This window comes from uncultured Varibaculum sp., assembly GCF_902489465.1.
Taxonomy (GTDB): Bacteria; Actinomycetota; Actinomycetes; order Actinomycetales; family Actinomycetaceae; genus Varibaculum.
This window is the reverse complement of the sequence record NZ_CABTZZ010000010.1, coordinates 12,188-30,671: the sequence shown is the minus strand read 5'-3', so window position 1 is coordinate 30,671 and position 18,484 is coordinate 12,188. Positions and strand designations below refer to the sequence as shown.

Sequence of the window (18,484 nt, the reverse complement as noted above, 5' to 3'; positions counted from 1 at the left end):
TTCGCATGACCCCGCGTTAGCTGCAAAAAGACGCGCGGTAAGTGCGGGTGAATGGTATCTTGCAGACTACTGGGATGAGCAGGTTAGATGCAGATCACAGCCTGGGAAATTTGTTTCCTTCGCGCGATTAGGTATTCTTTAACAGGTCTAGGGCCTATAGCTCAGTTGGCTAGAGCGCCACGTTTACACCGTGGATGTCGGGGGTTCGAGTCCCTCTGGGCCCACCACGTAGGCATAATTCCGCCAGGGATTACTAACACTCGTTACGACTTATCTCCATCACATTTTCTTAGGTTAGCAATCATATATCTTCCAGATCGGGCTTAGAAGTCTGGGGTGGGAAAAGATGCGAGAGGGGACAAGCTACTAATCATTACCCTGCTCATCGGGTACGTTCCCTTTAGATAGATCCCATTTTGCCCTTGTCTTAATTCTTTCGAGGCTCACCGGGGTCCCCCGAGCGCTTTTCCCGCCTCAGACCCTAGGATGTTAGTGAGGATAATGAAACTGTGTGCGTAGTCCCTGCAGGTATTACTATCACTGTATGTATTACAGGCTGATACCGTTATTTTCTTCGCTGCTACTTACCGGGTTAATCGGCGGATTGTGGTGGTTTGCCTGGGAGTCCACCGCTCCTGCTCCCACTTGGATGCTAGCTAGCGTACTAGTTATCGCTTTCTTGTTTGCAGCTATCGGGATTGTTTTTGCGAGTAAAACAACCGCTTCGATGGGTGCGAAAATTACTTACCTGACCGGGATGATATTTTTCCTTGCGGGATTCGCGTCCTTTTATGTATTTTCCCAGCCTACCACGATAAACATTTTTGGGTTTATAGCGGTTCTGGCAGGTTTAATAGTCGCGAATCTAGCCGCGGGTTACCTTTGCCGGGATGGTTCTCGGCAAAAGTAAATAATTCGCTGTTTAACGGCCGCGGGAGACTATTTGGGTGCCCGCCCACTGGGGGGAAACCACGTCAGAGGTGGTGGGATTCATACCCACCGTTTTCGCGGCCTCTTCGATTAGACGCGGATCAACCGCGCCGGGATCGGAGGCAATCGGGCTGAGCACCCAGATCAATCCGCCTTCATCCATATTGCCCATCGCGTCCATCAACGCATCGGAGAGATCATCGACGCCGCCATCGTCATCGCGCCACCAGATCAGGGCACCATCGGTCATAGCGGTGAAATCTTCATCTTGGAGATCGTCGTCTATCTGATCCATTATGGCTTGGCGAAGATCTTCGTCGACGTCCTCGTCCCAACCAAATTCCTGAATGACTTGTTCTTCTTTAAACCCCATCTCCGATACGGATAGGGAACTTTCGTGCCTTTCGCGTGTGGTTTCCACGCTCTCTAAGTTACATGATTAAAGCGTAAGGGGGAAACACGGACGCCAACATATAGAAAACTGCCCTCTCTTTTAGCAAAGTTTAGTAGTTTTTAGCCTCTTGCGCCCTCGCCCTGTCCCCTGCGCTCGGCTCGAAGGTTTAGCGATCCTGGGAAACTCAGTTGCGCCGGAGCTTGAGGCCTTGAGTAACTGCTGGGAACCCTAGTCTCTAAGGGTTCTTTGCGAGCCGGTTGGCTCCAGTAGCCAAAGCGCGAAAAATAGTTAACAATTGGCAAGTATGGTCTTTTCTGTTGGAGGAGCAACTAAACCTATGAGTGAAAATAAGGCATCCCTGGACTCTGTACACCAGTTAGCTAGCGCCCTGCCAGATCCAGATCCCCAGGAAACCCGGGAATGGCTGGATTCCTTGGATGATCTGATTAAAGAACGTGGTTCGGAGCGTACTCGCGATATCTTGTTGCGGATGCTTTCTCAAGCAGGCGAACAAAACGTGGCGGTGCCTGCCAATTTAAATACGCCTTTCACTAACACGATTAAGCCGCATGATGAACCGACTTTCCCTGGGGATGAACGCATCGAGCGGGACTATCGCCGTTGGATGCGTTGGAATGCCGCAGTGCAGGTTACCCGCGCGCAACGTCAAGGGGTGCATGTGGGGGGTCACATTTCCTCTTATGCTTCTATCTCTACTCTTTACGAGGTGGGTTTTAACCATTTCTTCCGCGGCAAGTCCCATCCGAGCGGCGGAGATCACGTGTTTTTCCAAGGGCACGCCTCCCCCGGTATTTACGCTCGCGCATTTTTAGAGGGGCGGCTTTCTGAGGAGGATATGGATGGTTTCCGTCAAGAACTATCTCAAGCCCCTAACGGTTTGCCTTCTTACCCGCATCCGCGACACCTACCCGAGTTTTGGGAATACCCCACCGTGTCTATGGGGCTGGGGCCAGCCGAGGCGATTACCCAGGCCTGGTTTGATACCTATTTGACTAACCGGGGAATCAAGGACTGTTCTGACCAGCACACTTGGGCTTTCCTTGGTGACGGGGAAATGGATGAACCAGAATCGCGGGGTTTGTTGCAGCTAGCGGGGCAACAAAAGCTCGACAACCTCACGTTTGTGGTGAACTGCAACTTACAGCGTCTGGATGGCCCGGTACGCGGTAACGGACAGATTATCCAGGAACTTGAGGCATTTTTCCGAGGCGCCGGGTGGAACGTTATCAAAGTGATTTGGGGTCGCGGCTGGGATCGGTTATTAGCCAAGGATCATGACCATGCGCTGCTGAAGGTGATGACCGAATGCCTGGATGGCGACTACCAGACGTTCAAGGCTAATGATGGCGCTTACGTGCGTGAACATTTCTTTGGACGGGATAGCCGCACCGCTAAGATGGTGGAGGACTGGACCGATGAGGAGATTTGGGATTTACGCCGGGGCGGACATGATTACCGCAAGGTTTACGCCGCCTATCATGCGGCAATGGCGCATAAGGGACAGCCGACTGTTATCTTGGCGCACACCATTAAGGGATATGTGCTGGGTGAGACTTTCGCGGGACGCAACTCCACTCACCAGATGAAGAAACTGACCTTGAAAGATTTGAAGGCGCTACGCGACCGGCTCCATATTCCGATCACGGATGAGGAGCTGGAGAAAGATCCGCAGCTACCTCCCTATTACCGTCCCCCGCAGAATCATCCTTCCCTGCAATATATGTTTGAGCGTCGCGAAAAGCTAGGCGGTTTTTTGCCTTCGCGTCCTAAAGAACGCAACCAGATGCAGATTTCCCTGCCCGACGATTCTGTTTATGACGTCCTCAAAGGCGGTTCCGGGAAGCAGAAAGTTGCCACCACCATGGCGCTAGTGCGTCTAATGAAAGAGTTTTTGAAAGATGAAGAGTTCGGCAAGCGGATTGTGCCGATTGTGCCGGATGAGGCGCGGACTTTCGGGATGGACTCCATGTTCCCCTCCGCAAAAATCTATAACACCCTGGGAATGAATTACACGGCAGTCGATGAAGATCTGATGCTGCATTATTCCGAGGGTAAAGATGGCCAGATTCTGCACCCCGGGATTAATGAGGCGGGAGCAGCAGCCGCTTTCCAGGTGGCCGGCACTTCCTATATGTCTAATGGGGAACCCACGATCCCGTTCTACCTGTTCTATTCGATGTTTGGTTTCCAGAGGACGGGCGACCAGTTCTGGGCGGCCGGAGACCAGTTGGCACGAGGTTTCGTGATTGGTGGAACCGCGGGACGTACCACTTTGACCGGGGAGGGTCTACAACATGCCGACGGTCACTCCCCGATTATTGCCGCCACTAACCCGGCGTTTGTGCAGTACGATCCGGCCTATGCTTACGAGTTGCGCCATATTATTCGTGACGGAATGCAACGGATGTATGGGGATGGCTCCGATGGACGCGACCAGAACGTCATGTACTATTTGACGGTTTATAATGAGGCGATTCACCAGCCCGCAGAACCCGAAGGAGTCGATGTTGAGGGGATTTTGCGCGGCATGTATGCCTTGACTGGTCACTATGAAAATGGCGGGCCGAAGGTTGAACTGTTGGCTTCGGGGATTTCGGTTCCTTGGGCATTGCAGGCGCAAAAACTTTTGATGCAGGATTGGGGGGTGGACGCGGCTGTCTGGTCAGTTACCAGTTGGCATGAGCTGCGCCGGGACGGTATGGAGAGCGATCGTCATAACCTGCTTCATGCGGATGAAGAATATCGCTTGCCCTATGTTACTCAGCGGCTCCGTAACGCCACTGGACCGGTGATTGCAACTTCGGATTATGATCATCTGGTTCCCGATATGATTCGGGGCTGGGTGCCAGGACGCTACAAGGTGCTGGGTGCTTCCGATTTCGGGTATTCCGATACCCGTGCCGCCGCGCGCCGCCACTTCTTGATTGATGCCGAGTCCCTGGTGGTTCAGGCTTTGGAGGCATTAAATGAGGACGGGATTCTGCAGGATCGTTCGGTGGTTACTCAGGCACTGAATCGCTATGACCTGTTAAATCCGAATGCTGGTTCTTCTGGCGAACAGTAATATCTGATACTAATCGCTTCCCGGGGGCGCCCATTTCCCAATGGGCGCCCCCTTTACTTTCTAGAGCTGACACCCTGCTGATTCTGGAGTTACTATTTGCCCTGTTAAAGGGCGCTAGGTCACATCAACCCACTTATTGCGGACACGGATAACGCTGCTTTCTCGGGGTTTGCCAATAGTTGCCGCCGCTACAGCTAGCGATAGATTTCTTTGCGATGCCCGATTGCTAAGGTCTGAATATAGAAGTGGTCATCTTCAATCTCGCAGATGAGGCGATAGTTTCCGATACGGTAACGCCACTGCCCCGCATAGTTTCCGCGCAGCGCTTTACCGTGACTGCAGGGATCGGGGGTTTCGATCAGATTTTTATCAATCCAGTTGCTAATCATGAGCTGGGTATAACGATCGAGTTTACAGAACTGTCGTTTGAACCTGTTGGTCACCCGGAACTGATATTTCACAGGTCGAGCTCTTTCTTGAACTCGTCCCACGAGTAGGATTTCTTTCCGTCCTCTTCCCATTCGCGGTGAGCCTCATCGGCTACTGCCAGGTCGAACTCGTCCTCTATCTTTTCAAAGAGTGCCTGCCTAAAGGCTTCTGCCAATGTAATGGAGTGTAAGTTCGCATAGCTGGTGGCTAGCTCTTTTTCGTCTGCACTCATCCGGATGGAAAATGCCATCTCTCCCCCTCCCCTTTTGTAGTACAAGGTACTACATGCCTGAACGCTGGCCGATAGCTTGCGACAAGTTATAGCATCAGTCGCCACTGGACTAGGTTCGGAATGCAGAACAACCGCAGGTGCGCCCTCCAGAAAGATCTTGAGATAAGCAGCTGCGGGTGAGTTGTGGGAGGATATGGCTATGGAAAAAACTGAAGTTTTTGCGGAGCAAATCGAGCGGGTTTCGCAAATGGAGGCAGCGTTAGTGCGCCTAAATGACGCGATTACAACTGTCGAGGGTGCCCTCGACACCTACGAGCAGATGTGGGACGATTACCGCGCTCTGGATAGCTACTATTCCGGGAAAGCCTGGTGGGAGGATCTAGAAGCCGATAACCGGGGTGTTTTTCCGGATGATTTACCCCGCGGGGTTCTTTCCGAGGACGCAGCCTATGACGCCCTCGGCAACGCTGAAGCCCTCCGCCAGCGCCTAAACGAAATCGCGCAATCAGCGCAGTAAAATACCTAATACTTTTTACCTTGCTCGTCGGTTACGTAAATCTTGGAAAAATCATCTTCTTCTTTGCCGCCTAAAAATACGTTCTTAGAAAGAATCGTGTCCGAGATTTCTACATTAGTTGCCCCGCCCTCTAGCGATTTGAATAGTTAAATACTCTAACATTACTGGTAAGGCTGAAATAATCACGGAACCATCTCCTCTGTAAGTGTCAATTCTTGATTATCTCGCTTGAGCACTAAGACACTCTTTCATACAGGGCAGGATAACCCTCGACAAAAGTAGATTCTCCAGAGATAGCAGTAGTAGTTGTCGTAGCATTATTAGTAACCTCAGGTATCTGCGTGTCGTTCTTGTTTGAATCTTTTTCCATGAGGAAGAGCAAAAGTCCAATGGATAGCACAAGCGCGACCACTGCCGCAAACACAGTGAATGTAAACGATTGCGCTAGACATTTAACCATCTTCCACGAAGTGCGAAGTGTCGCCCTTTTAGAGCAGGTCACCATGGGAGGCTCAGGTTTCTCCGAGCATCCATCGATGCCCATATTAGGTTTCGGGTTCTCTAAGCCGGGGGCAGTGTCCTGCGGAGACATACACGGGCTACCAGAGGTCGGATAACCCTTGTCAAGTTGGAGCGTTAGCCCGGATTCTTTTCGCTGCTTCTTAGCGAATCTACCATTGATATCTCGCGGATGTTTTTTCTCAAAATTTTGATTTTTACTCATACTCACTATTGTTGGCGGGGAGAGTATTTCTCTCGAAAAAGAATGGGGCAAGCGTCAATAGTTTGTAACCATATCCCCAAGACAAGGCAGTATATTTAAGCTATTAAACGACAATTACGCCAGTAATATATGTCAGTTATTCGTTTTTGACCCCCATAACGGCAGGAAACTCCCCCAATATTGCCATTATTTGAACTAAGGATAAGAATGTAGCCCTTTATTAATTAGTCCTTTTATTACTGGATACATACAGGAGCGCCATCTCCCCCAGAGATTTACATTCTGCTATTTCATTATCGGAGCGTTTTTCCTTTAGTACCGCCTCGAGCTGCGCCACTACCGCATATAACGACAGGTCATCGAAATCAAGATCGTCTATCAGTTTGGTCTGCGGTAGCAGCGATTCTTGTTTCTCACCAGTTTCAGCAGATACCGCCGCTAAAAGCGCAGTTACAACTTCTAAATCACTTGGGAAACTTTCCCAGGCAGGCGGAATACTCTCCGAGGACGTATCCGCGTTACTAGCGCTATCATCTTCAGCAGCCACCCCGAATTCCGGAGCAGCCGCAGACTTGTCCTCTCCCCCGCTATCGCCCTCAGGGTCGCCGGGCAAATTCTTTCCGAAATCGGCAAGCGCCGCTAAGGCATCAGCGTCTAGCGACATCTCAGCCTACTCGGTGTAGCCAGCGCACCGGCGCTCCCGCTCCCGCGTAGCGGAAAGGCTCGAGTTCCTCATCCCAGGCAGTGCCTAGCGCCAAATCCAGCAGGCGCCGCAACTCCTCTTGACTACCTTGAGAAAGGGCAACGCGCACCCGATCTTCTGGGATCACCACATTACCCACCACATCGGTTTGTGCATGAAAAATCCCCAGGTCTGGGGTATATGACCAGCGTCCCCCATTGTTATTTATGGAGGCGTCCTCGGTAACCTCGAAACGCAAATGTTCCCATCCGCGCAGTGCGGAGGCTAGTTTAGCGCCAGTCCCAGCCCTGCCGACCCAGGAAAGCTCCGAGCGGAACATCCCGGGTTGAGCCGGTTGTTCTGTCCACTCTAGGTTGACGCGTTGATCTAGAACTGCGCCAACCGCCCATTCCACGTGACTAGACAGCGCACGAGGGCATGAGTGTACGAAAAGTACACCGCGGGTGTAATCCTTGTTCATCGCTACTCCTTTAGTGTTCGCAAGGTTCGTCTTCCCCAACGGCCTGTGCGCACTACAGAGTGATGACACGCGGTGTCTCAGTTTCTATTTTGCCCTCGATAGCGTTTTTCAACAACCCCAAAAGCCTCTGACCGGCATTTTTGTGACTACTGAGGCCAATGTGACACCTGTGGTTCATTGCTCGAGAAAAGATGCGAGAGGGACTTAAGCAGACACGCGGGACTAGAGCATAACCGTGGAGGCGGATTTATGCCGAGGGGTAGGCTCCGGGCATTAAATCTGTGAAAATGCCAAAGCATTTTCCGGATTTCGGGGCGCGAGGCAAAATCCGCCTTCGCGCCTACATACAACCGCCGGCCTCTTAGTACAGGTCGAGGTCGGGGAAAGATACTAGAGGGACTTGGGTAGACTCGCGACAGCTTGAGCAATAGCGCGGGAGCTATATTTGTCCGATACGGCTAGGCGGGCGTAAAACTCGAAAAATGCCTACGGCTTTTTCGAGTTTTTGGGCAGGAGGATAAATATAGCCCCCGTGCTTGGGTGTGGTTTTACGCGCGGAGGCTGGGTTTGGCAGACTCTCCATCGAAAGCTTCAACTTCGGATACCTAGCTGAAAAAAGAAACTCACCAGGTCTGGGCATAAATCGGCGATCAATCCGCTAAGTTTTCCGAGTTTCTTGGGCGGGAGGACAAACCCAGATTTCGCGCTAACTAACAACTACCAGGCTCATAGCACGGGTCGAGGTCGGGAAAAGATACGAGAGGGCACTTAAGTAGACGCGCAGAGACGGATTTATGCCAGGGATTGAATCCGGAGTTGAATGTAACCTACGTGAGGCTCGAACAAAAGCGCGGGGACTGGGTTTGACCCGAGTAGGTGCGGTGGGCATAAGAATTTGGAAAACGGCGCTACGTTTTCCAAATTCTTGGGCGGGAGGACAAACCCAGCCCTCGCGCCCAGGCGCAGCTACAGGCCTTTTTCGCGAATCTCTTTAAAGGCCTTGCGACGAGTTAACCGATCCAGGCGATCAAGATAAAGATGTCCATCCAAGTGGTCACATTCGTGCTGGATACAGCGCCCCATCAGCTCTTCGCCCTCCACCACTTTCGCCTTGCCATCCAGGTCAATCCCTTCAGCACGCGCATACCAGGCACGCTGACAAGGGAAGAAAAGACCCGGCACTGATAGACAGCCTTCATCGCCGTCTTGGTATTCATCCTTTGAAACTTCTACCAAACGTGGGTTCAAAATATAGTCGACTTCCCCGTCAATGTTCCAGGAGAAAGCCCGCAGCCCCACGCCTATCTGATTAGCGGCCAGCCCGGCACGCCCATCGGCATCTACCGTTTCTAGTAAGTCTTCTACCAGCTGTTTTATATGTTCATCGATTTCGCCCACCGGTTCACAGGGGGTGCGCAAAATCGGATCTCCGATTACTCTGATTTCTCGAAATGCCATTGTTTATTCCTCCTCGCTGCCCGCTGCCGCCGCAGCTGCCGGAACGATTTTTCTGCCCGCGCATAGGCTTCCTCAAGATCCCGATGCACCTGGTCGTTTACATACTTGAAGGCATCCGCAACTGCGATTTCGCGGCGCTCGCCAGTGGCGCGGCAACGCACTTCCACGGTTCCTTCTTTCAGTCCGCGCCCAATCACTACCAGCCAGGGCATTCCAAGCAGTTCCGCATCCTTGAATTTAACCCCGGCAGATACTTTCTTGCGGTCATCAATCAAAGTATCAATCCCGGCGGCGGTGAGTTGCTCCCCCAGCAGCTTTGCAGCCTCGAAAAGGTCTGCCCCTTTGCCGGTCACCAGTACATGTACTTGGAAGGGTGCCACATTGGTTGGCCATTTCAGCCCAACCTCGTCATGGTATTCTTCGGCGATAGCGGCCATAACCCGGGAAACTCCGATCCCGTAGGAACCCATTGTTACTACCTGGGATTTCCCGTTTTGATCGAGCACGTTTAGCCCTAGCGCCTCGGAATATTTTGTTCCGAGGGCGAAGATATGCCCGATTTCGATTCCGCGGGCGGTCTGCAAGGGGCCAGAACCATCGGGAGCCGGATCCCCATCCCGCACCTCTGCAGCTTCAATAAAGCCGTCAGCGCGGAAATCTCTGCCCGCCACCAGGTGATAAAGGTGGGTGTCTTCTTTGCCAGCTCCTGCGATCCATTCGGTACCTTCCACTACCCGCGGATCTAGGAGGCAGCGGGGGCTGCCAGAGATATTTCCGTCCTCATCAACTTGGCGATCCGGATGGTCAGGCCCGGCGCAGGTGGGGCCAGTAAAGCCCGGCACGATATTGGGGTAAGCGGCCATATCTTCCGGGGTGGCCATTTCTACGTCTGCCCCTAGAGAGGCTTCCAAGCGGCGCATATCAATTTCGCGATCCCCGGGTACGCCCAGGAGCAGCACTTCCCGTTTACCATCGGCATAGGTCGCGGCAACCATGAAGGCTTTCAAAGTGTCAGCTTTAGTCCACGCCCTGCCATCTTCGCGTGGGAAATGCTCGTTCGAGTAATCCACCAATGCTTCTATAGTGTGTGCACCGGGGGTTTTACGTTCAATCGCGGCGGGAAGTTGCGAATAATCTTTCGACTCGGGGGCAATAGTGGTCACGGCCTCCACATTGGCGGCATACCCGCCCTCGGAGCGCACAAAAGTATCTTCCCCAATAGCACAGGGGAAAATGAACTCTTCAGAGCGCGATCCTCCCATAGCGCCCGCCATCGCGGAACAAATCACGAAATCTAGCCCTAACCGCGAGTAAATCCGCTGGTATGCTCGGCGTTGCTGCTGATAGGAGGCTTCTAGCCCTTCATCATCGATATTGAAGGAGTACGCGTCCTTCATAATGAATTCGCGGCCGCGAATCAGTCCTGCCCGCGGGCGTGCCTCGTCCCGATATTTTTCTTTGATCTGGTAGAGGACGACCGGCAGATCCTTGTAGGACGAATAAAAGTCTTTCACCAGCAGGGTGAACATTTCTTCGTGAGTGGGCGCCAACAGATAGTCAGCACCTTTGCGGTCTTGCAGCTTAAACAGGGATGGTCCGAACTCTTCCCAGCGGTTCGTCGCTTCATAGGGTTCGCGGGGCAATAGCGCGGGGAAGGCCACCTCGAGGGCGCCGATGCGATCCATTTCTTCCCGTACTACCTGCTCTACGCGCCGAATCGTGCGCAGCCCCAGCGGGGTCCACGTATAGATTCCGGGTGCGGCGCGGCGAATATAACCGGCGCGTACCAGTAGTTTATGGGAATCCACTTCGGCATCTACCGGATCTTCCCGCAAAGTCCTGACAAAATAAGTCGACATATTGTAAGCCACGTTCGCCAGTTTAGTAGATGATCCAAAGGAACCTAAACCGCGCCGTTCCGGCAGTAATCATGTGAAAGCCTTCTGTACTAGGTACGTGGAAGCCATCTGGTAGATCCGCGCGAGCGACAAGTTTTTCCTTCCGCCCAAAAACTCGCAGATACCCGCGGGCATCTGCGAGTTTTACGCCGACCTAGCCTGGTCGGATAAAAATTCTCTCTCGCTCGGGGTTACGGTCTTAGGCAGGGACTCTACGCCCAGCTTGAAGTGTCAATGCTGAATTTATTAAGACCATATCTTCCTGCAGGAAGTGACGCGGGGAAACAAAATAAAAGACACTCGGCTTAAAAACGAAAAGCGCCGTTAGACTATTGAACTTTTTGGGCAGGAGTGGGAAAAGATGCGAGAGGGGGCTTGAGCTGAGCGTAGCGAGGCTCACCGGGGTCCCCCGAGCGCTTTTCCCACTCCTGCCTAACGAAACTAGGCGATTACCTCGACTTCGCCGGAGCCTTCTTCTAGACCAAGGAGCTCAGCTTGACGATGCGCCTCCGCAATCAGGGTGGGCACGATTTCCTCTTCGGGAACCGTCTTTATCACTTCACCTTTAATAAAGATTTTTCCTTTGCCATTACCGCTGGCTACCCCGAGGTCGGCCTCCCGCGCCTCCCCTGGCCCGTTCACGATACACCCCATAACCGCGACTCGCAGCGGCACTTTAATTTCATCCTTCAGCGCATCGGTGACTGCGTTTGCCAAAGTGTATACGTCTACTTGGGCGCGTCCGCAGGAAGGACAGGAAACAATCTCCAGGGTGCGTTCTTTTAGCCCCATAGATTGCAGGATTTCGATCCCGACTTTTATTTCCTCTACTGGATCAGCAGATAGCGACACCCTGATAGTATCTCCGATACCTTGACGCAGCAGTGCCCCGAAAGCAGTAGCCGATTTGATAGTTCCTTGGAAAGCCGGACCTGCCTCGGTTACCCCCAGGTGCAGCGGCCAATCCCCCATTTCACTAAGCAATTCGTAGGCGCGAATCATAGTCACCGGGTCGTGGTGTTTAACCGAGATCGCAAAATCATGAAAATCGTATTGCTCGAACAGGCGTGCCTCATTAACCGCGGATTCTGCCAAAGCCTCCGAGGTAGCTTTTCCGTGGCGCGCCATTACCCGTGGATCGAGGGAACCGGCGTTTATCCCAATCCGCAGGGCGGTGCCGTGTTTGCGGGCACATTTGGTGATTTCTTCTATTTGGTCATCGAATTTGCGGATATTACCGGGGTTAACCCGCACTCCCGCGCAGCCGCCCTCAATCGCGGCAAACACATATTTGGGTTGGAAATGAATGTCAGCGACTACCGGAATCGTAGATTTTTGGGCGATTACCGGCAGAGCCTCCGCATCATCGGCACTGGGGCAGGCTACCCGCACAATATCGCACCCGGCGGCGGTTAACGCCGCTATCTGCTGCAAGGTGGCACCAATATCAGTGGTTTTGGTGGTGCACATGGACTGTACGCTAATCGGGGCATCTCCCCCAATTTCTACGTTTCCGCAACGAATCTTACGAGTTTTCTTGCGCGGGAAACCCGCGGGCTTAACTTCCGGAATTCCTAGTTCAACGCTCACGTTCCTATTATGACGCTTTCAGACGCCAAAGCCCTAGTTTCTAAAAATAATAAAGCTTTTACCTCCGCTATTCCCTGGGCTTTATTAGCAGTAATCACTGAGGGCGAAAGACCGCCAGTATTAAACGATGTCCGCTCCCCATAACTAACTCAATAACTAAGGTAAGCGAATGGGGTCAACAATATCCGCCACCATCAGTAGCACTGTCATAACTATCAACAGTCCTGCCACCACGTAGGTCAATGGCACAGCTTTCGCGGCATCAATGGGGCCAGGAGCCGGACGCGAACGGAGCCGTGCATAGGTGTTCTTAATTCCTTGCCAACAAGCACCGGCAATATGTCCCCCATCTAGCGGCGGCAGCGGAATCAGGTTGAATACAAACAGCGCCATATTTAGAGAGGCTAGCAAAGAGAGCAAGCCCCCAGCGCGATCCGCCAGGGTCACCTGGGTTGAGGGCGCAGAACCGATCTCTCCCGCGATTCTGCCTACTCCCAAGACTGACATGATTCCGGAGCTATCGCGCGGGGTATCGGTGAAGACCGCAACTCCCACGTCCCACACAGCTACCGGGAGTTTTAATACTACTGCCCCGGTTTGGTAGAACATTTGCCACATAGTTTGCCCATAGGTGGCAAGTCCCGTGCTTTGACGCACCGAACGCGCATACAGCCCTGCTTTCCCATCTACCCCGGATAGGTGCAGGTCGATAACTTCTCCGCCGCGCTGGACTGATACAGTGGCATCCCCCTCGGTAGCTTTAGCATGTTTTCGCAGGTCTTCCCAGGTGTTAATTTTCTGGCCATCCCAAGCGAGTAACTTATCTCCCGGTTTGATCCCGGCTTTGGCTGCCGGGGAAGGCTGGGCGCCCTCCTGAGCACAATCAACCACTTGTCCTGCTTTTAAGCAGACGGCTTTATCGACAGTGGTGGTGGGGGTGGCAATCCCAATCCCCAGCATTGCTATCCCCATCAGCACGAACGCTAAAAATAAGTTCATCACTGGCCCGCCGAACATTACCACTAGGCGCCGAGATACCGGCAGGTTATAAAAGCCACGGTGGCGCTGAGCTATGGGAATCTCAGACAGCGAGGCGTCACGGGCTTCTTGCGACCAGGTAGGAACCAAGTTTTCAGCTTCCTCCGGATCCAGGGCGCGTGCCTGGCGCACCGAAAGTTTCTTACCATCCAGCTTATAGGCGAATTGATCCGGGTCACCCGGTCCGTACATTCCCAGGATGCGGCAATAACCCCCTAGGAGGAAGGCTTTAACTCCGTACTCGGTTTCCCCGCGTTTGCGTGAAAACAGGGTGGGCCCAAAACCAATCATGAACTGGGGAACTAGCGCCCCAAATTTTTTAGCCGGCAGCAGGTGCCCACATTCATGCAGACCAATCGAGATAATCAGTCCGATAACAAGAATTATTATTCCCAGCAAAAAAGCCATGGGGATAGCCTATCTAGCGTTCATGACAATTTCCTGAGCCTTGGATTTCGCCCAGGCTTGCGCCTGTATGATTTGCGCTAAATCCGGATTATCAATGCCGGTATGTTCGGCTAGTACTTGCGCTAACGAATCCACTATTTGCAGGTAGGGCAAGTCTCCATCTATGAAGGCATCGACGAATACTTCGTTGGCGGCGTTATAAACCGCCGGGTGTGAAGCTGAGGTCGCCACTGCCTGCCGGGCAAGTTTTATCGCCGGGAAAGTTTCATGATCTACCGGTTCGAATTGCCACTGCTGAGCGCTAGTGAAATCCAGAGGGGGAACTGTTTTTTCTAGGCGGCTCGGCCAATCTAACCCCAAGGCGATCGGAAGGCGCATATCGGGCGGGGAGGCCTGCAAAATAGTGGCGCCATCAATCCAAGTTACCCCGGAGTGAATAATCGATTGGGGATGAATCACCGGCACAATATCTTCGGGCGTAACCTCAAATAAAAGGTGAGCTTCTATCAGTTCCAAACCCTTGTTTACCAGGGTAGAAGAGTTGATAGTCACCACCGGCCCCATCGACCAAGTGGGGTGATTAAGCGCTTGCTGCGTGTTAACCTGAGCTAAATCCGCACGTTTCTTTCCCCGGAAAGGACCGCCAGAGGCAGTAAGAATAATCTGGCTAACTTCACTGCAACCATCCTGGTTTACGCTGGTTAGCCCCTTATGGTGGACACCACTAGCTAAGGTTTGAGCGATCGCCGAATGCTCGGAATCTACCGGTACGATTTGGCCAGGGCGCTGGCAGGCAGCTTTAACTAAGGCGCCACCCACAATCAAAGATTCTTTATTTGCCAGCGCTAAGGTAGCCCCACTTTCCAAGGCGGCCAAAGTAGGAGCCAGCCCCACCCCGCCGGTAATCCCATTGAGGACTACTGCTTGCCGGCTGGCTCTGCCCGCCGCTCGGGCACTAGCATCCTCTCCCATCAAAATCTCGGGTTGATATTCTTCGCCCCCGGGAAGTTCCGCAGCTAGCGCAGTCGCGAATTCCTCGCCCCTAGCTAAAGAAATCGCCACTATTTCTGGGCGGAAACGGGCAGCTTGGCGCGCCAATAAAGCAAGGTTAGCCCCGCCAGCGCTAAGAGCGCGCACACAAAACCGCCCCGGATTCTGAGCGATTACCTCCAGTGCTTGCGTACCAATCGATCCCGTGGATCCCAAAATGAAAACGTCGCGCACTGCCCCTCCCCGATCGTGAAAATATTTTGTCGGTTACTACCCGAACTCAAACAGTTATTCCACCGCCAGCAGTACTTCTACCGCCCGCGAGAGATAGGCATCAACTACGCCCTCTTTATACGCCTTTTCATTTTTTGCAGTCTTAAAAGTGGCACTACGAATCTCGGCGGAGGTGATTCCCTTATCCGAGTCAAAATATTGTGCCAGCCGGTCAAGTAGTTCATCCACCTGGGTGGCGTCATAGCCTTTACCGTCCGGGTGAGCGAAACGTTTGCCCCGCGGACGTAGCATCCGCGGATAAAGGGTAGTTGCCCGCTGCGCCACCCTTTCCATCCAGGCTTGCGAACCATTAACTGCCACATTATCTGCGCGGTCACGCCGCACGAAAGCGGCTTCCAGACGATCCATAGCCTGGTCAATCGCGGCAGTTTGATATCCGCGACGCACTAGGTCAAAATGGGCACCCCGCACTTGGGCGGCCGAGAATTTTTCGGCCGGTACCCCGCCCTCATAGGCTTTGCGAGCATCTGCAAAAAACTCGTCCACCTGGGAGGGTTCGTATCCCCGCGTAAAAAAACCGGCCCTAGGAAAGTTGTTCTCGCTCATTTGCCAGTCCTCTCCTTCCGAGATTTAGTTGCCAATTGACCACACGCTCCATCAATATCTTGTCCCCGAGTATCGCGGATAGTGGTAGTGATACCTTTACGTTCCAGAGTATCCACAAATTCTGCTTGAGCGTGGGATTCACTCGCCGTCCAGATAGATCCGGGGGTGGGATTTAACGGAATCGGGTTCACATGTGCCCAGCCATGCCCGCGAGCATTCAATAAATCTGCGAGTAGTCCCGCCCTCCAAGCTTGATCATTCATCTTCTTGATCAGGGCGTATTCGATGGAGACCCGCCGGCCAGTAGCTTTAAAATAGTCGTAAGCCGCGTCTAACAGTTCGCTAACCTGGAATCGAGAATTAATAGGAACTAGCTCATCCCGGAGCTCGTCATCGGGAGCGTGCAGCGAAATCGCCAAGGTGACCGGAATTTTTTCTTCCGTCAACTTTTTGATCCCGGGTACCAGTCCCACAGTAGAAACCGTGATTCCCCGCGCGGACATTCCGAATCCTTCCGGCGGATCTGCGATCAAGCGGCGAATCGCGCCCACCACTGCCCGATAGTTAACCAGGGGCTCGCCCATCCCCATGAACACGACGTTGGAGAGATTGCAGGGATCTCCGCCTAGTTCGCCCTCCTGACAAACCTTACGTGCCAGACGCACCTGTTCCACGATTTCAGCGGTAGAAAGGTTACGGGTCAACCCCATTTGTCCGGTGGCGCAAAATGGGCAAGCCATTCCACATCCCACTTCGCAAGAAATACATAGGGTAGCGCGGGAGGGATAGCGCATTAGCACCGACTCTACTTCGGCTCCATCAAATAGCCGCCACAGGTATTTGCGAGTCATTCCCTGATCACCGCTGCGTTGAACCACTTGCTGAACTAGTGACGGAAATGCCAGCTCCGTGAGTTCTTCCCGTCCTTGAGCGGACAGGTCGGACATCTGGCGCGGATCGGTAGTTAAGTGAGTGAAATAGTGACGGGATAATTGGTCGGCTCTAAAGGGCGGAAAACCGGCCTCTTTTAGCATTTCTTTGCGTCCCGCCAGGTCAAAATCTGCCAAATGCTCCGGGGGTTTCGCACGTCTAGTTGCGTGAAAACGCAGCACGGGACGCGCATCCGGGCTGTTAGCTCCCTCAGGGGCTTGGTCGGTGGGCATTACTTGGGAGGGATCATGCCGCGGTTTGGCTCGGCGCATCAACTCTTTATCACTGGTGGAGCCGTTAGCCTTACCAGCGAAGCCGGATTCCTGCAAAGATGCCCGGGATCCGTCCTTTTGCCGCTTTTCAGCCGATCCTGGTTGCGCTAGCTTTGCCATTTAGAGTTTCCCATCCTTTAAAAGATCCACAAGGACACCAGGAAAAAGAGGGGTACGGTAATCAGCAGCGAGTCCAGGCGATCCATCACTCCGCCATGACCAGGTAGTAAATTACCCATGTCTTTAAGTTGTAAATCCCGCTTTATTAGGGATTCCCCTAAATCTCCACAGGTAGCAACAATGGGAGTCAGGATCCCCAGCACTGCGATTGCCCAGAGCTGAGTTCCGGTCGCCCAAACCGCAACGGCTGCGGCAAGTGTGCACATCACTACGGAACCGGCGAACCCTTCCCAAGATTTGGCAGGCGAAACTGCCGGAGCCATCGGGTGCTTACCTTTAAGCACCCCCGCCGCGTATCCGCCAATGTCATTACATATGGTGATCACGATCCACACTATTATTGGGGCGGGATGATGGGGATTATGCAGCATAATAACCACAAAGGATGCCAAGAAGGGCAAATAGATGGCAACAAAACAGGTCACTAGCAGGTCGCGAGTCGCGAACTTGGAAGGGCCACTACTCAACCGCCAGATAGCACAAGCTATCAAAGTAGCCAGTAGCGCCGCCCATACCCCCTCCGGACCTAACAGATAGGCGCAGATCAGCATCCCGATACTGCCCACCACCAGGGGTGGCAAACACAGTTTTACCCTAATCCGGGATACCGCCCTCGCCATCTCAACTTCGGCCATCACTGCCACCACCATGATGAATACCAAGAAACATACCGGTGGCGCCAGAAGCAACGCTAACACCAAGGCACCCAGGCCTACCCCCACGGCAATCGAGGCCGGTAGGTTACGTCCTGCCCGCGACTTTTTCGCTTTTGCGGGCGTATTCTTGGTAGGTTCTGGGGTCATCAAAGACGCAGATCCCTCGCCTTGGACGGGGGGACGGTGGTTCAACTACATCTCCATTAGTTCTTTTTCTTTGGCTTCTAACAGGGCATCCATCGTGTCCACCTGTTTCTTAGTCAAAGCCTCGATTTCTTTTTCTGCACGCGTTACTTCGTCCTCGCCGGCATCGCCATCCTTCTTTAGCTTGCCCAGCTGATCCAGGGCTTTGCGGCGAATACCGCGAATAGATACGCGTCCTTCCTCTGCCTTTTGGCCGGCAAGTTTTACGTAGTCGCGGCGGCGCTCCTCGGTGAGTTCTGGCAGGGTAACCCGAATATGGTTGCCCTCATCAGTGGGGTTAACTCCCAGGTCGCTGTCCCGTACCGCCTTGATGACATCGTTCGTGGAGGACTTGTCATAGGGGGAAATCAGCACGGTGCGTGGCTCCGGGATATTAATGGTAGCTAGTTGCTGCAAAGGCGTGGGCGCCCCATAGTACTCCACCATAATCGGGTTAAACATGGCAGCATTGGCACGCCCGGTGCGAATCGCAGTGAATTCTTCCCGGGAGAACTCAATGGCTTTTTCCATCTTCTCCTCAGCTTCGAGCAGAATATCGTCAATCAC

Annotated in this window: 17 protein-coding genes and 1 tRNA gene; 4 read left to right on the top strand and 14 right to left on the bottom strand. The window is 53.1% G+C overall.

Going from position 1 to position 18,484, the window contains the following annotated elements:
* The first annotated feature begins 150 nt into the window (after positions 1-150).
* Together RDM26_RS03275 and RDM26_RS03270 are read left to right on the top strand one after the other, a co-directional pair.
* Positions 151-227, top strand: a tRNA-Val gene (locus RDM26_RS03275).
* Positions 228-511: 284 nt separating this feature from the next.
* Positions 512-910 (top strand): hypothetical protein, encoded by a 399-nt coding sequence (locus tag RDM26_RS03270; protein ID WP_307737607.1) that lies wholly within the window; start codon positions 512-514, stop codon positions 908-910.
* Between the two features lie 12 nt (positions 911-922).
* On the opposite strand, the gene RDM26_RS03265 is transcribed toward RDM26_RS03270, so the two are convergent.
* Positions 923-1,351 carry a DUF3052 family protein gene (locus tag RDM26_RS03265; protein ID WP_307737606.1) on the bottom strand — a complete coding sequence of 143 codons (429 nt, stop codon included), beginning with the start codon at positions 1,349-1,351 and terminating at the stop codon, positions 923-925.
* A gap of 310 nt (positions 1,352-1,661) precedes the next feature.
* On the opposite strand from RDM26_RS03265, the gene aceE reads away from it, so the two are divergent.
* Positions 1,662-4,409, top strand: a complete 2,748-nt coding sequence (aceE, locus tag RDM26_RS03260) for a pyruvate dehydrogenase (acetyl-transferring), homodimeric type (protein WP_307737605.1) — start codon at positions 1,662-1,664, stop codon at positions 4,407-4,409.
* 194 nt (positions 4,410-4,603) lie between these two features.
* Here the strand turns inward: aceE and RDM26_RS03255 are convergent, their stop codons facing one another.
* Positions 4,604-4,870 carry a type II toxin-antitoxin system mRNA interferase toxin, RelE/StbE family gene (locus RDM26_RS03255; protein ID WP_307737604.1) on the bottom strand — a complete coding sequence of 89 codons (267 nt, stop codon included), beginning with the start codon at positions 4,868-4,870 and terminating at the stop codon, positions 4,604-4,606.
* Complete coding sequence (relB, locus tag RDM26_RS03250; RefSeq protein WP_307737603.1) at positions 4,867-5,088, bottom strand: type II toxin-antitoxin system RelB family antitoxin; 222 nt, start codon at positions 5,086-5,088, stop codon at positions 4,867-4,869. The genes RDM26_RS03255 and relB overlap by 4 nt, the downstream gene beginning before the upstream one ends.
* A 181-nt stretch (positions 5,089-5,269) precedes the next feature.
* Between relB and RDM26_RS03245 the strand changes: the two genes are divergently transcribed.
* Complete coding sequence (locus RDM26_RS03245; protein ID WP_307737602.1) at positions 5,270-5,587, top strand: DUF4298 domain-containing protein; 318 nt, start codon at positions 5,270-5,272, stop codon at positions 5,585-5,587.
* 944 nt (positions 5,588-6,531) lie between these two features.
* On the opposite strand, the gene RDM26_RS03240 is transcribed toward RDM26_RS03245, so the two are convergent.
* The 11 genes from RDM26_RS03240 to frr form a co-directional block, all read right to left on the bottom strand.
* On the bottom strand, positions 6,532-6,975 hold the full coding sequence (locus RDM26_RS03240) for a phosphopantetheine-binding protein (protein WP_307737601.1): 444 nt from the start codon (positions 6,973-6,975) through the stop codon (positions 6,532-6,534).
* A 1-nt stretch (position 6,976) separates the two neighbouring features.
* A complete protein-coding gene (locus tag RDM26_RS03235) occupies positions 6,977-7,474 on the bottom strand; it encodes a DUF3145 family protein (protein WP_307737600.1) in 498 nt (165 codons plus the stop codon).
* 966 nt (positions 7,475-8,440) lie between these two features.
* Entirely contained in the window at positions 8,441-8,932 is a 492-nt protein-coding gene (def, locus tag RDM26_RS03230; protein ID WP_307737599.1) for a peptide deformylase, read from the bottom strand.
* A complete protein-coding gene (locus RDM26_RS03225; RefSeq protein ID WP_374041810.1) occupies positions 8,908-10,791 on the bottom strand; it encodes a proline--tRNA ligase in 1,884 nt (627 codons plus the stop codon). Before RDM26_RS03225 ends, def begins: the two co-directional genes overlap by 25 nt.
* Positions 10,792-11,271: 480 nt before the next feature.
* Entirely contained in the window at positions 11,272-12,420 is a 1,149-nt protein-coding gene (gene ispG / locus RDM26_RS03220; protein WP_307737597.1) for a flavodoxin-dependent (E)-4-hydroxy-3-methylbut-2-enyl-diphosphate synthase, read from the bottom strand.
* 156 nt (positions 12,421-12,576) lie between these two features.
* Entirely contained in the window at positions 12,577-13,866 is a 1,290-nt protein-coding gene (locus RDM26_RS03215; RefSeq protein ID WP_307737596.1) for a site-2 protease family protein, read from the bottom strand.
* 9 nt (positions 13,867-13,875) lie between these two features.
* Positions 13,876-15,090 (bottom strand): 1-deoxy-D-xylulose-5-phosphate reductoisomerase, encoded by a 1,215-nt coding sequence (gene dxr / locus RDM26_RS03210; RefSeq protein WP_307737595.1) that lies wholly within the window; start codon positions 15,088-15,090, stop codon positions 13,876-13,878.
* A 54-nt stretch (positions 15,091-15,144) separates the two neighbouring features.
* Positions 15,145-15,696 carry a DivIVA domain-containing protein gene (locus RDM26_RS03205; RefSeq protein ID WP_307737594.1) on the bottom strand — a complete coding sequence of 184 codons (552 nt, stop codon included), beginning with the start codon at positions 15,694-15,696 and terminating at the stop codon, positions 15,145-15,147.
* The gene (gene rlmN / locus RDM26_RS03200; RefSeq protein ID WP_307737633.1) at positions 15,693-16,898 is read right to left on the bottom strand and encodes a 23S rRNA (adenine(2503)-C(2))-methyltransferase RlmN; all 1,206 of its coding nucleotides are present in this window, start codon (positions 16,896-16,898) and stop codon (positions 15,693-15,695) included. Before rlmN ends, RDM26_RS03205 begins: the two co-directional genes overlap by 4 nt.
* Positions 16,899-17,035: 137 nt before the next feature.
* Positions 17,036-17,926 (bottom strand): phosphatidate cytidylyltransferase, encoded by an 891-nt coding sequence (locus tag RDM26_RS03195; RefSeq protein WP_307737593.1) that lies wholly within the window; start codon positions 17,924-17,926, stop codon positions 17,036-17,038.
* On the bottom strand, positions 17,927-18,484 hold the full coding sequence (gene frr / locus RDM26_RS03190) for a ribosome recycling factor (RefSeq protein ID WP_278605849.1): 558 nt from the start codon (positions 18,482-18,484) through the stop codon (positions 17,927-17,929).